The sequence below is a fragment of the Kingella negevensis genome, from assembly GCF_030177895.1.
GTDB classification, from domain to species: domain Bacteria; phylum Pseudomonadota; class Gammaproteobacteria; order Burkholderiales; family Neisseriaceae; genus Kingella_C; species Kingella_C negevensis.
This window is the reverse complement of the sequence record NZ_CP123448.1, coordinates 1,249,359-1,262,795: the sequence shown is the minus strand read 5'-3', so window position 1 is coordinate 1,262,795 and position 13,437 is coordinate 1,249,359. Positions and strand designations below refer to the sequence as shown.

At 44.5% G+C, this 13,437-nt stretch carries 16 protein-coding genes and 1 tRNA gene; 2 read left to right on the top strand and 15 right to left on the bottom strand.

The features are described from left to right. Positions 1–5: 5 nt before the first annotated feature. On the bottom strand, positions 6–218 hold the full coding sequence (gene rpsU, locus QEO93_RS06990; protein WP_003787633.1) for a 30S ribosomal protein S21: 213 nt from the start codon (positions 216–218) through the stop codon (positions 6–8). 320 nt (positions 219–538) lie between these two features. Here rpsU and QEO93_RS06985 point away from each other — a divergent pair, with 320 nt between their 5' ends. Beyond that, a complete protein-coding gene (locus QEO93_RS06985) occupies positions 539–1,213 on the top strand; it encodes an epoxyqueuosine reductase QueH (protein WP_179184673.1) in 675 nt (224 codons plus the stop codon). Between the two features lie 45 nt (positions 1,214–1,258). On the opposite strand, the gene aroA is transcribed toward QEO93_RS06985, so the two are convergent. Then, positions 1,259–2,554 carry a 3-phosphoshikimate 1-carboxyvinyltransferase gene (aroA, locus tag QEO93_RS06980; protein WP_032136851.1) on the bottom strand — a complete coding sequence of 432 codons (1,296 nt, stop codon included), beginning with the start codon at positions 2,552–2,554 and terminating at the stop codon, positions 1,259–1,261. A 181-nt stretch (positions 2,555–2,735) separates the two neighbouring features. Between aroA and orn the strand changes: the two genes are divergently transcribed. Further along, positions 2,736–3,284 carry an oligoribonuclease gene (gene orn / locus QEO93_RS06975; RefSeq protein ID WP_032136852.1) on the top strand — a complete coding sequence of 183 codons (549 nt, stop codon included), beginning with the start codon at positions 2,736–2,738 and terminating at the stop codon, positions 3,282–3,284. Between the two features lie 722 nt (positions 3,285–4,006). Here orn and QEO93_RS06970 read toward each other — a convergent pair. The 13 genes from QEO93_RS06970 to hscB all read right to left on the bottom strand — a co-directional run bounded on the left by QEO93_RS06970 (position 4,007) and on the right by hscB (position 13,358). Beyond that, a complete protein-coding gene (locus QEO93_RS06970) occupies positions 4,007–5,713 on the bottom strand; it encodes a DUF927 domain-containing protein (protein WP_085815678.1) in 1,707 nt (568 codons plus the stop codon). After that, positions 5,694–6,761 carry a DUF7146 domain-containing protein gene (locus QEO93_RS06965; protein ID WP_032136854.1) on the bottom strand — a complete coding sequence of 356 codons (1,068 nt, stop codon included), beginning with the start codon at positions 6,759–6,761 and terminating at the stop codon, positions 5,694–5,696. Before QEO93_RS06965 ends, QEO93_RS06970 begins: the two co-directional genes overlap by 20 nt. A gap of 136 nt (positions 6,762–6,897) precedes the next feature. Continuing rightward, positions 6,898–7,143, bottom strand: coding sequence for a hypothetical protein (locus tag QEO93_RS06960; protein ID WP_085815677.1), 246 nt, complete (start codon positions 7,141–7,143; stop codon positions 6,898–6,900). A 307-nt stretch (positions 7,144–7,450) separates the two neighbouring features. After that, positions 7,451–8,056: a hypothetical protein gene (locus QEO93_RS06955; protein ID WP_032136855.1), complete on the bottom strand. Its 606-nt coding sequence runs from the start codon at positions 8,054–8,056 to the stop codon at positions 7,451–7,453. 12 nt (positions 8,057–8,068) lie between these two features. Next, positions 8,069–8,764, bottom strand: coding sequence for a phage protease (locus QEO93_RS06950; RefSeq protein ID WP_052368682.1), 696 nt, complete (start codon positions 8,762–8,764; stop codon positions 8,069–8,071). A gap of 5 nt (positions 8,765–8,769) precedes the next feature. Further along, positions 8,770–9,081, bottom strand: a complete 312-nt coding sequence (locus QEO93_RS06945; protein ID WP_032136856.1) for a Mor transcription activator family protein — start codon at positions 9,079–9,081, stop codon at positions 8,770–8,772. A gap of 2 nt (positions 9,082–9,083) precedes the next feature. Then, positions 9,084–9,557 carry a host-nuclease inhibitor Gam family protein gene (locus QEO93_RS06940; protein ID WP_032136857.1) on the bottom strand — a complete coding sequence of 158 codons (474 nt, stop codon included), beginning with the start codon at positions 9,555–9,557 and terminating at the stop codon, positions 9,084–9,086. Continuing rightward, entirely contained in the window at positions 9,554–9,766 is a 213-nt protein-coding gene (locus QEO93_RS06935; protein WP_032133970.1) for a helix-turn-helix transcriptional regulator, read from the bottom strand. The genes QEO93_RS06940 and QEO93_RS06935 overlap by 4 nt, the downstream gene beginning before the upstream one ends. Before the next feature lie 346 nt (positions 9,767–10,112). Next, entirely contained in the window at positions 10,113–11,315 is a 1,203-nt protein-coding gene (locus QEO93_RS06930; RefSeq protein WP_032136858.1) for a tyrosine-type recombinase/integrase, read from the bottom strand. Between the two features lie 222 nt (positions 11,316–11,537). Then, positions 11,538–11,623: transfer RNA gene (locus tag QEO93_RS06925), tRNA-Leu, on the bottom strand. A gap of 13 nt (positions 11,624–11,636) precedes the next feature. Next, positions 11,637–11,981: a preprotein translocase subunit SecG gene (gene secG / locus QEO93_RS06920; protein WP_032136859.1), complete on the bottom strand. Its 345-nt coding sequence runs from the start codon at positions 11,979–11,981 to the stop codon at positions 11,637–11,639. A gap of 7 nt (positions 11,982–11,988) precedes the next feature. Continuing rightward, the gene (gene tpiA, locus QEO93_RS06915; RefSeq protein ID WP_032136860.1) at positions 11,989–12,762 is read right to left on the bottom strand and encodes a triose-phosphate isomerase; all 774 of its coding nucleotides are present in this window, start codon (positions 12,760–12,762) and stop codon (positions 11,989–11,991) included. An 89-nt stretch (positions 12,763–12,851) separates the two neighbouring features. Continuing rightward, a complete protein-coding gene (gene hscB / locus QEO93_RS06910; RefSeq protein WP_032136861.1) occupies positions 12,852–13,358 on the bottom strand; it encodes a Fe-S protein assembly co-chaperone HscB in 507 nt (168 codons plus the stop codon). Positions 13,359–13,437: the final 79 nt, after the last annotated feature.

Genomic DNA, 13,437 nt, shown 5'->3' with positions numbered 1-13,437 from the left:
AAAAATTAGTACATTTTAGGAGGCAAAGTTTGGCTGCGTAAACGTTTTTGCAAGCGTTTAACAGCAGCAGCTTTTTTGCGTTTGCGTTCAGTTGTTGGTTTTTCGTATGCTTCGCGAGCGCGCAACTCAGTCAGCAAGCCAGTTTTTTCAATTGAGCGTTTGAAGCGGCGCATTGCTACTTCGAATGGTTCGTTTTCTTTAACACGAATAGAAGGCATGTTTAAAATCCTTAAAAAAATAATAAAAATAAAAACGGCAGTTTTCAGGCTGCCTGAAAGTGATATTTTTTTGTTTCGCAAAAGGTTTGCTGAAACGGGCAAAATATCAGCCCGATGATGTAAACATCACCCCCTAACCCGCAACGCGTGTATTTTGCCGCGCTGTAAAAATATTTTCAGCCGTTCGGTTAAACGGCTGCGTTAAAATATGAAATCGGGCGAAATTATGGCAGCGCAGGGGATTTTTGTCAAACAAAATAATGGTTTCGTGCGGATTTTCAGGTACAATTTTGTTTTTAACTATTATTAGAATAATGATGATGAATACGCCACGAGTAACTCAAATTGAACGTCCAAAATTGGTTTTGCCAAACGGTGCTGATAAATTGTTGTTGCATTCTTGCTGTGCGCCTTGCAGCGGGGAAGTGATGGAAGCGTTGTTGGCAAGCGGTATTGATTACACGATTTATTTTTACAACCCAAATATTCATCCGTTAAAGGAATATGAAATTCGCAAAAACGAGAATATTCGTTTTGCGGAAGAACATGGCGTGCCATTTATTGACGCGGATTATGATGTGGATAACTGGTTTGAACGTGCGAAAGGCATGGAATACGAACCTGAACGCGGTATTCGTTGCACGATGTGTTTTGATATGCGTTTTGAGCGTACGGCTTTGTATGCGCATGAAAATGGTTTTAAGGTGATTTCGAGCAGCTTGGGGATTTCGCGTTGGAAGAATATGGTGCAAATCAATGATTGCGGACACCGTGCGGCGAGCCATTATCCTGATATGGCTTATTGGGATTTTAACTGGCGCAAGGGCGGCGGTTCGGCGCGTATGATTGAAATCAGTAAGCGTGAGCATTTTTATCAACAGGAATATTGCGGTTGTGCGTATTCTTTGCGTGATACGAATGCTTGGCGTAGAGAGAAGGGGCGTGAGCCAATTAAGATTGGTGTGAAGTATTATGGCGACGATGACGAAGAATAATTAGAAAAGCAGCCTGAAAAATGTTTTCAGGCTGCTTTTTTATTTTCAGGCTGCTAGTCCATTAAATACTTCAAAATATGTTGGAAACGTTTTGTGTGTACATTTTGGGTCGTTAATGGTAACGGGTACGCCGAGCAGCGAAACCAATGAGAAACACATCGCCATTCTGTGGTCATCGTAAGTGTCAATTTCAGCGTTTGCGATGAGTTGCGCGGGCGGTGTGATGTGGATTGCTTCGGGTTCTTCGGTAACAGTCGCGCCGACTTTGCGCAATTCGTTTGCCATGGCGGCAATGCGGTCGGTTTCTTTCACGCGCCACGAGCCGATATTGCGAATGCTGCACGGCTTGCCCGTCGCTAACGCCACCACCGCCAACGTCATTGCCGCGTCGGGAATGTGATTTGCGTCCAAATCAAACGGCAATACCGCCTGATTTTCTGCGCGTGAAACTTCAATAAAATCATCGTCCCACAGCACCGTTGCGCCGATTTTTTCCAATTCACGCGCAAACGCCACGTCGCCTTGAATCGCGTTTTTGCCTAAACCTGTTACGCGAACTGGGCTGCCTGAAAGCAAACCAGCCGCCAAGAAATAACTCGCGCTAGAAGCGTCGCCTTCCACGTTCACAATTTCGGGCGCATGGTATTTCACATTTTCAGGCAGCCTGAAAATTTGATAATCCTGATTATCTACATTGACGCCAAATTGTTTCATTAAATTCAACGTAATATCAATATAAGGTTTGGAAATCAATTCGCCTTGAACGTGAATTTCAAACGTTTCGCCAGTCAAAGGTAACGCCATGAGCAGCGCGGTTAAAAATTGGCTAGACACATTGCCTTTAATTGGGATTTGGCGGACTTGCTTGTCTGCGTAATCATGGATTTGCAAAGGCGGATAACCGTCATTACCCAAATAATCCACGTCTGCACCAGCAATTCGCAGCGCATCAACCAAATCGCCAATCGGACGCTCGTGCATACGCGGTACGCCGTGCAAATGGTATTCGCCGCCCAAAATCGCCAAAGCGGCAGTAAGTGGGCGAAATGCTGTGCCTGCGTTGCCCAAAAATAAATCGGCTTGTTTATTTGGAAATTTGCTGCTTTGTCCGTGAACTTTCAGGCTGCCTGAAGCGGTTTTTTCTAGCGGAATGCCTAATTTTTCAAGAGCTTCTAGCATTCGGTTGGTATCGTCTGATTTCAGCAGCGAACGGATTTCGCAAGTGTTGTCGGACAACGCAGCGAGCAGCAAAGTGCGGTTGCTGATGCTTTTTGACCCAGGCAGCGCAACGGTGTTGTGTCTTTTCAGGCTGCGTGGTTGTAATGTGATAAATTCTGACATTTTATTTCATTTTGTTTGTTTAATTTGAAATTTAATTGTGTTTATTTTGTTTACGGGATTAGTTTGATAAACAAAATGCTAAGAATGATTATAAACGGAATTTGTTTTTAACGCAGCCTGAAAATACAAACTTTTCAGGCTGCGTTATAATTTACGTTTATTTCTATCACGAAAGTACAAAATGAAAGACCAGAATAATTTGTGTTGGCTAGACATGGAAATGACGGGGCTGAACCCTGAAACGGATAAAATCATTGAAGTGGCGATGATTATCACGGACAAGGATTTGAATGTGTTGGCGCAATCGGAAGTTTTTGCGATTCATCAGAGCGATGAAGTGCTGAACGCAATGGACGAGTGGTGTACAACAACCCACGCGCGTACGGGTTTGACTGAACGTGTGAAACAATCGAAGTACACGGAAACGGACGTTGAGCAGAAATTATTGGATTTTATGGGCGAATGGCTGCCTGAAAAAGCCACGCCGATGTGCGGCAACACAATCCATCAAGACCGCCGTTTTATGGTAAAATATATGCCGCGTTTGGAGGCGTTTTTCCATTATCGTAATTTGGATGTTTCCACGCTGAAAGAGTTGGCACGACGCTGGAATCCTGCGGTTTACAAGGGGATTGTGAAAAAGGGTTCGCATAAGGCGTTAGACGATATTTTGGAGAGCATTGAGGAATTGCGCCATTATCGTGAAACTTTTTTGAAATTGCCTGAATAAAAGCATAAAAAGCAGCCTGAAAATGTTTTCAGGCTGCTTTTTGGTGGAATGTATTTTTAAAAAAGCTGCTTAAAAATAAGCAGACAGCGAGACTTAAATTTAATAGTTAATCTATTGTTTAAAATAAATATTATTTCTCAAAGTTTGTAAAATACCCCCAAAAATACCCCCATTGCATTTAAGTCAGGCTATTTTTTGCTGCCATGTTGCATAAATCCCACTTAATACCGCTTTATTCCGAATAGTCCCATTTGTATTTTATTGCATATTACGGCATTAGCAGCCTGAATGGTGTTTTTCTGCCATAGGGCAAAATTTCAGGCTGCCAAAGCTCAAAGAAGTATATTTTCAACGTACAAGTTAAGCAAAAAACGGTTTTTTAGTGGTTATGTGGTTATGAATGACCTATCTTGTTGTTTATTATGATGAAGTTCATAACCAGTAAAGATATGTTAATGGTTATGCGGTGGTTATGGGGTGTTTTCTTTACATTGTAAGCTGTTGATTTTAATTTAATAACCACTGCATAACCACTCAATAACCACTATTCTAACCACAGTGGTTATGAATTATTTTTTTTTCTTTCAATAAGATAAAGTGTTAATAACCACTATAACCACTAAAAACGCATTTTTCACTTTTTGACAGAGTGCATTTTTTTAGGCTGCCTGAAAATAAAAAAAGGCGCAAATCATTGATTATTTGCGCCTTGTTGGTTTGAGTTATTCTAAATTGTCGGGGTTTTCGGGCGGAATTGAGTTAGAAAGCACATAGAACCGCCCATTTTGAAAGCGTTGCATTTTCCATCTTTTTCCGTTCTTTTTTAGCCAACCTATGCCGTGTAAAACTAGACAGCCTTTCAGTACGTCTTTCCCTTGCAAGATTTCATCTTCAAATACTTTGGGAATAACCCAATATTCGTCTAGCTCTGTTTGTGATGTTTTTCTATATCCTGCGTGTTCGTTGCTGGTTATTTCGCTGTTCCAACTGGCAAAACGCGGCGAATGTGCGTAAAGCTGCATAAAGGTAATGGCGTTTTCTATGATTTGGCGGTCTTCTTGTTTGCCTACGCCATTGAGTGCTAACCAGTCGTCAAAGCATTGCTTAATCCCTACCATGCCAACGCCTTGCGCTAATCCTGTAATGCTGCCTGAGAGTTCCAATGCGGCGGCTACTAGGGCAAATCGCTTGGCTACGCGCCGCGCTTGTCCGTCTAGGCTGGGTAAGGATTGCATAAAGGCGTTTTGCGCGGCTTGTATGCGTTCAGGTGGGATTTGTGCTAATTGCTTAATCCATTCGCGCCCTGCCGTTCCGTATTGCTTGGCGGTGGCAGTTTGTAGGTGTTCCGATAAATCCGCGCCGTTGCTGAAATCGTGCAAGTGTTCGTAAATGCCGTATTGTTTGGCGGCTGGTATGCTTGGCAGCCTTACGGCTTGCCCTGCTTCCCATTTTTCGGCGGCGGCTTTCATGTAGGCGTTTAGGCTGTATTCGCCTGTTGAAAACAGTAATACGCGCCATTCTTGGCTTGTTCTGTTGCTGCCGTCTTTTGCGCCCTGAATTTTGCTTTTGCCGTTAATCACGCTATACGCGGTTTTGCTAATGGTTTTGGGGTGTGCTTCGCCTATTTCATCAAGAACCAGTAAACCGTCATTTCGGGCTAGGGCGGCATTGGAAAAGCCTAAATCTGTACCACGCCACGTCATTTTTAGGGCTTGTGGATTACCAAACACGCTTAACGCTACTAGGGCGGCGGTGGTTTTGCCGTCCGAACTATCGCCGTAGATATGAAAGCCGCCGTTCTGCTCGCCTACCATTGCCAACAATGGGGCGGCTAGGGCTGTTCCAATGGCTAACAGTAGGCGGCTGTTTCCGCTCGCGTATTGTGCTACGTTGTCTTGCCATTCTTTCAGGCTGCCTGAAACGGTGTAGGCGGTGTTTTGGCTGGTGTCGCCGTTGTAGATAATCCGCTCTGCTTTTTTGCTGTTTGGGTTGTGGATAATTTCGCCGTTTGGCAATACATACGTGCCGTTCTGCCAGCCACATTTTTCGGTAACGGTGTAGGGCGTGTGTAATCCGTTTGTTTGTAGGTAATCTGCCAGCAATTCGCGTTTGCGCCGCCCTGAATGTACGGTAATGCCATTTTTTAACAGGGCTTGCCAGTTTTGCCCAATTTCTGCCATAGGTAGGGCGGCGGTTTTGGTTTGCTTGGTCAGGCAATCGCGCCATTCAATAATGCGGTAATGGTTGCCGTCTGTATCACGTCCGCGCCCAATCAGTTCAATGCTATCTGAAAGGCGTAAGGGCGGTTTTTCGTATGTTTCGCCGTCTTTGCCTGTTTCTACGGCAATGTAAAACACGCCTGTTTTATCGCATTTGTAGCGCGGTTTGAGGCTCACTTCTTCAAATTGGTTAATGCTCAATATTGCCATTTTGTCTAATCCTGTTTAATTCGTCCAATGCGTCAAATCCGATGTTTTCAGGCTGCCATATATGCGCCTGAATGTGGTTTTTGACTGCGCTTAATGCTAGGCTTTGAGCGGCTTTGATACCTGCGCCGTTTGGATCGTTATCCGCTACGATAAACAGCTCTTTCACGCTGGGCGGTGGTTGAAAATATTGCAAGCCGTAGCAGCTCAACGCCGCCGCGCTGGGTAAGTCAAACAATTCACGCGCTGCAAGGGCGGTTTCTATGCCTTCCGCTACAATTAGCTGCCCTTGTGGGTTGGGTGTGGATAAGTGAACCGCCGCGCCTTTCAGGCTGCCTGAAAAGCGGCTTTTCATCTTTTTAGCTGGTAGTGGTTCGTTGGTTTGGGGGTGTAGCGCATTCAATTTGTGCCATTGGTTCGCATGATTACCCTGTAAATAGGTTAGGTGTACGCCTTGCAGTTCGCCGTTTGGCGTTGTGATTGCGCCAATCATGCAAGGCAACACGCCTAACAATAAGGGGCGGTTTTCAATGGATTGCGCCCAATATTCCAACATAGCAAAGCGGATATTTTTCAGCGTTTGCACGTTTGGCGATAAGCCGCGCTGTTGCAAGTAAAGGCTTGCTGGGTCATTGGCGGTTAATGGCTTGGTTTGCTGCCACAAGCGCAATAAGGCGGCTTGTTGGTCTTTGGGCGGTGGTGTTGTTTCAGGCTGCCTTTTGGTGCGTGATAAAGGCGCGTGTGTGGCGTTATTCATGCCTAACACATTTGCCACACGCGCCACGCTTTCGCTAAACGTGCAGCCAAAGACTAGCATAATCAAATCAAAGCCGCTGCCGCTTTCGGGTGTGCAGTGATTACAGATAAAGCCGCCGTTCCCTTGAAAGTCGGTGTATCTGAAACGGTCTTTGCCGCCGCAACTGGGGCAAGACTGGTGCTTGCCATTCAGTAATTTGGGGTCAATGCCTAAACTGGCATGAATACCGTGCCAACGGTCATGCGCTGCCGCTTTCACGTCTTGAACGCTAGGGCGGTTATTTTGCGTTTTCATTGCGTTTGTCCTTTGGATAGGCAAACACATTGCCGCGTATTGCAATGCGGTTTCTAGTCGGTCAGAACGTGGTTAGAAACGATTTCAGGCAGCCTGAAACCGATTGCACATTAGCAATGGGTTTGCAGCCTGAAAATTATTTACAATTCCAGTTCAATGACTGTTCTAACAAAGTGGCGGCAAAATGCAGCGTATTGAAAAGCTGTTCTTCACGTTTGTCGTTGCCGTGTGAAAAACATGCCAAAGCTGCCAACATATCGGCTACGCGCTCAATTTGCAGATAAGCTGTTTCATTGAGTTCGTAAATGTCTTTTTTACCGTTATGAAAACATTGGGGAATATCAGAAGAAATCGGCGTTTGTGCCTGTTTAGAAGTTGTCATATTGATACCTTTTCTATTGTGGTTTAATGCCGCTTTCCGTTCTCACGCGGTGGGCGGCTGGCAAAAGGGCAAAGAGTGAGAAACTGGCACAATAGAACCAGTGGACAAAAGTCCGCTTTGCCCCCTGCCAACCATAGTCAGAAAAAGGTAAAACAAGGGTAATGCAAAATAAAAACCGCTTAGCAATCGGGCTATCGTGTAGCTCTGTTGCTCGTTGGCGGCTATTTGCCTATTGTATTCAGCTTCTCACGGCTGGCTGCTTGATTGAAAGCAACGCTGCCATTATTTACCCTTGTTTGTGTTATTGTCAAGAATTTTCTACAGTCAGGCGGCTAATTTCTGCAATGGCGGCGTTGATTTCGTTTAGTTTGGTTTGCTGCTCTGCTAGCTCTGCTGTTAAATCGGCTATGCGTTCGCGGCGTTCTGCTAGGCGTGGTAGGTCGTCATTGCCCCATTTTGTGCCTAGGTGTTTGTCAATCGCTGACATTACTTTCTCGTGAATACGGTCAGGGAATAGCCACACCATTAAATCAATGCCGTCATCTTTGAATTGTGATTGTGAAAATGGATTGTATTCAAAGTTAAATCCGTGTAATAGCCATTTAAAACAATCATCTAACTCTTTAAAACTGCGTTTATTAGCTGGCAAAATGGCTGGGAAAATTGCTCCTTGTTCACGCTCGTGCATTAAACTTTTGATTAGTTTTAATTCGCTGTTTTTGCCGTATTCTTCAATGCTTTCTTTCAGCAACACGCCAAAATCTTCGCGGCAAACTGGCATATTATTTAAGCGGTTAATTTCTTGATTTAATTTTACAATTTCGTTTTCTGTTTCATTGCGCTGCGTGGTTAATGTGTTCAATTCTTTTGAAACTTGTGCTAGCAAAGATTGAATAATTTTAGGTTTTGTCATGGTGCTTTTTCCTTATGCAAATGCTTTCATTCGTTGAACGGTGGCTAATGCGTTTTCGTAAGTACCGCCGTATTGGCTTTGGTAATCCAAAATTTCACGGTGTAATTTGTGATTGTTTGGGTCTTGGTCTTCGGTATCGCTTTCGGCAAAGTTTGCGCGGTCTTGTTCACGCAATAGGGCGCGCACCGCGTCAATGTATTTGCTGCCGTGTTGGGCTTGGTGTGCTAATGCGGCGGCGTGTAGGCTTTCGCTGTCATTGCTGTAATCTACGGTATTTAATGGGCTGGAAAACATAATTAAATCCTTGTGTTCTGAAAAATTGAGCGCTTCCATATTTTTAACGGCTGGATTGTTCAAAAAGGCGATGTGGTCTAAATTAAAGCCGTCTTTGAGAATTTTAAAACCTGCTGAAACGGCTCTAAATGCGCCTTTGCGTACTAAATCGCGCAATTTGGGCGTAACGTAGGCATGGGCGTATAACTTGCCGTTTGAAAGCTCTACTTTGTTCACTAAACCTAACGGCTCGCCTGTGTGTTGTGCTGTTTGCGCTGGGTGGTAAAGGTAAAGCGGTGCGCGGTTTTCAGTGCGCTGGTTGTATTCGTCTGCTACTTTTTGCAAATCGCTATCTGTGTAGGTTTTAATCATGCCGTTTGAACTTTTATGCGTTCCTGCACGGAAAAACTGAAAACGTTTGAGTTCTAAATCCATGTTTTTTAATCCTTGTTATTTTGTTTCAAAATGGCGTAAACACGTTGTAAAGAAATGCGGTGTTTTTTGGCTAATTCGCCGTGTGAATAGCTCCCTGTTTCAAAGTCGGCAATCAAGGCTAACCGTCGTTCTTCCGCGTTATTTTTCGCGCCTGTTTTGAAGTAAACCAGTTGCCCTGCAAAGGTTTCATTGATTTTGTTTGCTACGGATAACGCGGCGGCGGCTACGATATTAGGGGGCAATCCACGCTCTGCTAAAGTGTGGCTTACACTTTCTTCAATCACAGCTAAAACTTCATCACTTGCAATCGTTCCCATGTTTAAACCCCTGTATCAATCGTTAAAGTTTCACTTGCGCCGCCTTGAATAATGGTTAATCCGTCAATAGGGCGCTTAATAGCGGTGGGTTCTTTCAGAATGGCAGTTTTGTCCAATTCTTCACGAGTGCGGATAAAATGATTCAGCTTGCGGCGTTTCAGTGCAGCAATAATGGCAGCTGTATCGCCTGTAATTTCTACTTTGGCGCGGTTCTTTTGCCATTTCAGGCAGCCTGAACCGATTTTTACGCTTTTCACTTTGCCGTTTTCGGTCAATTCTTCGCGGTGTGCGTTGGCATAGTCGGCAATAGCGGTGCGAATGGTGTTCATTTCAGCTTCAAGCGGTTCAATACTGGCGGCGTGTTTGTTTTCCAGTTCTGCTACTTTGGCGCAATGTTTGTTTTCTAGCTCTGCTTTGCGTTTTTCTAGTTTGGCAAGGGCGGTTAATGCGGTGGTTAAGGTTTTGTGTTGTTTCATGGTTTTGCTGCCTTTCTTTGGTCTGCTTTCAGTTGAATGAATTGATGAATTTCACTTGCAAGCCAACCTGTTGCGTTGGCTGAAACTTTGAACGGCTGGGGAAAATCGGGGTCGTATAAATGGCTTTTGGCGTTGCACTTTTTCCAAACGCTATTCACGCTAATCCCCAAACATTCGGCTACTTGTTTCACTCTTAAAACTTGGTTCATTTAGTACACGTCCTTACGTTGCTTGGTGTGGGGGATTATGGATTTAAGGCTTTAACAAAGCCTTTAATGCGTGTTAAAAAATTGGTTTAAAGAATAGCTGAATTTGTTTCGATGGTTAAGATGTTGAAAGTGAAACGTTATTTCAAAAATCAACAGTTTTAACAGTTATTGCACCCTGTGAAACGACCTTGCAAAAATGAAATTGATTTTGTTTGTTAAAACAGGTAATTATGAAAAAAATAGCGGTTCAGTTTTTTTACCGCTGCTGTTTTGAAAATTTTGATAAAAAAATGTTAAGCAGTAAAAAGCCCACTAAGTTTATTTAGTGGGCTTTTTTTCAGGCTGCCTAAATGGCGTTTCTGTAATGTTGTTGCAAAAAATCGCTATACCACTGCATAAATTCGGCGCGTTCTGCCATGTATTCAGCGCGGTTGTAGGCGGCGCGGATTTTGTCGTTTGGGATATGGGCTAATTGCCGTTCTATGGCATCGGGGTTAAATCCTTTTTCGTTTAACACGCTGCTGGCAAGGCTGCGAAAGCCGTGCGGTGTGGCTATGCCGTTGTAGCCCATTTTTTTAATGATGTTGTTTAGTGTGGTTTCGCTAATTACGCCATTTTGGGCGGTGCGGCTGGGGAATAAATACGGCGTTTTGCCTGTTATGCTGTGTAGCTCGGTCAATAACTCAATTGCCCACGTTGAAAGTGGTATTGTATGCGGTGGTTTGGGTTTATTTTTTTCGTGCTTCATGCGCTCGGCTGGAATAATCCACGTTTTTGCTGTGAAGTCTATTTCTTCCCATTTGCCGCCCCTGAATTCTGTACTGCGTGGAAAAAGCAACATAAGCAGCAAAATGGCTATTCTGTTTTGTTCTGCCATATCCGCCGCCATTAAGCGGCTGTAAAAGGTTTCTAGCTCTGTTTGGGGTAGGGCTGGCAAATGGCTGGTTTTCCCTTTTTCTAGTGTGCCACGCAGCGCGAAAGCTGGATTTCTATCGGTCAGTTCCATAATTGCGGCATATGCGTATATTGCGCTAATCCATTGCCGTATTTTTTCGGCGGTTGCTGGGGCTTTGCGCTGTTCTATCACGCGCAACAATACGGCTTTCACTTCTGCCACGCTCACATCATTAAGCTGCTTGCTGCCTATGTGTGGGAAAACGTCTTTTTTCAGTTGCTCAATAATCCGCTCTGCGTTGTGTGGTTTCCAACGGTGCAAGTTGGCTGTGTGCCATTGCAATGCGATTGCTTGAAAGGTGTTAAGCAAGGCGGCTTGTCGTTCTGCTTTGGCTTGCTGTTTGGCTTGGCTGGGGTCTATACCGCTCGCTTTCTGTTTTCGGGCGGCTTCTACTTGTCCCCTTGCTTCTGATAACGTAATGGCTGGATATGCGCCTATTGATAGCGTTTTCTCTTTGCCGTCCACGCGATACTTAAGCCGCCATAGTTTGCCGCCTGTTGGTGTAATAAGTAAATACAAGCCTTTGCCGTCGGCTAGCTTGTACGGTTTCTCTTTGGGCTTTGCTTTCTTTATTTGCTGGTCGTTTAGCTTCATTTGGGGGTATTTTAAAAGGGGTATTTTTTAGATGCCCCCAAGAATACCCCCTTTTTTACGTTTATTCAATGATACGGCAATACACGGCAATACACGAAAGACAAACATAAAAGTAATTAGTCAATTTCTCTGAAAGCCTTTATTCATCAGGATTTAGTACACGGCAATACACACGAATAAACGTAAAAAAACCGCCTGAAAATTAGGCGGTTTTTTATGATTTGGTGCCGACAGCGAGACTTGAACTCGCACGAGCTAGGCTCACCACCCCCTCAAGATGGCGTGTCTACCAATTTCACCATGTCGGCAGAAAATTTAATTTTACTTTGCAGCACTTGCAGCTTGCGGAGCAGCATTCGCTGGAGCAGCAGGTTTAGCAGGTGTGCTTTGTTGCACAGTGCTGAAATCCAAACCACTTTTGTTGGCGTGTGTATTGATGTAACCCAAAGCCAAGCAAGAAGCGAAAAAGACAGCAGCAGAAATTGCAGTCATACGCGTTAAGAAGTTTGCATTACCAGCAGAACCAAACACGCCCTGTGCGCTGCCTGAACCGCCAAAACTTGCGCCAGCATCAGCACCTTTGCCATGCTGCATCAACACCAGCGCAATAATTGCCAGTGAAGAGAAAATATTGACAATCCAAATAACGGTTTTAAAAGCTTCCATGTTTTTATCAAGATTCCTGAGCGGCAGTGATAATGGCAGTAAAAGCATCGTATTTCAAAGAAGCACCGCCTACCAAAGCACCGTCCACGTGTGGGACACTAAAAATATCGGCGGCATTTTTTTCGTTCACGCTGCCGCCGTAGAGAACGCGGATATTAGCATTATTGCCCACTAAAGACAAGATTTCGCTATAAATAAATTCATGCATATCAGCGATTTGCTCTTTGGTGGCGACTTTGCCCGTGCCAATCGCCCAAACAGGTTCATAAGCCACAGCAAAGTTTTGCGTTTTTAAGCCTTTGAAAACAGAAAGTTGATAAGCAACTGCTTCTTTTTCACGACCGTCTTCGCGCTCTTTCAAACTTTCGCCCACGCACAACAAGGGAATCAAGCCCACTCTCAACACATTTTCAATTTTCAAACGCTGAATGTCGTTTTTTTCATTGAAATACAGGCTGCGTTCAGAGTGTCCAATCAGCACAATATCCACGCCTACATCGCGCAACATTTCTGCGGAAACTTCGCCTGTATACGCGCCTTTATCGGGGAAACGGCTCACGTCTTGAGCGCAAGTGTGGATTTTGTTGCCCAACACAATTTGCACGGCGTTGTGGACTTGCGATAGGTAAACGGTAGGCGGTGTGATGCCGATACACACTTTGTCCATTGCAGGGAAATTGCGTAGTTTGTGAACAAGTGCATTGTTTTCTTGCAGTTGTCCGTTCATTTTCCAGTTTCCGACAACCCATTTTTGTTGCCAAATGTTTTGTTCTTGTTCCATATTGCTCTCCTTAAGGCAGCCTGAAAGATTGGATTATTTTAACGCAAAATAGTAGTCAGATGTAGTTTTCAGGCAGCCTGAAAACGAGATTATTTATCCAGTGCGACTTCTGTTTCACGCAACATTTTAGACAAGAACCGTCCTTGGCGAACTTGGTCAGCAGCGGTTTCATAAGATGGCAGCCTGAAAGATTCGGCTAATTGGTTTTGTAACGTGGCGTATTTTGCTGCGATTTCATCGTGCAATTTTTGCAACGCAGCCGTGTCGTTTTCCATATTGGCTTCGGCTAGGGCTTCGCGCCATTCCATTTGTTGCGTTAAAAATTCTGGTGCAAACGATGTGTTTTCAGGCGCGTCTGCGTCAATATTTTGCTGCTTTAATAGATACGCGGCGCGGTCAATCGGGTGCTTGAGCGTGGTGTAGGCTTGATTGATGGTTGCGCTCATCATCACGGCTTGTTTTTGTTCAAACGCAGACGCGGCGGCGAATTTGTCGGGGTGGAATTGTGCGGCTAATGTGCGGTAGGTTTGTTCCAACGCGACTAAATCTAATTCGAATGTTTCAGGCAGCCTGAAAAGTTGAAAGTATTGCGACATAGGGTTCTCCAAGTAAAACGCAGCCTGAAAATAATATTTCAGGCTGCGTTATTATAATGCGATAGTTGATTAAAATTGC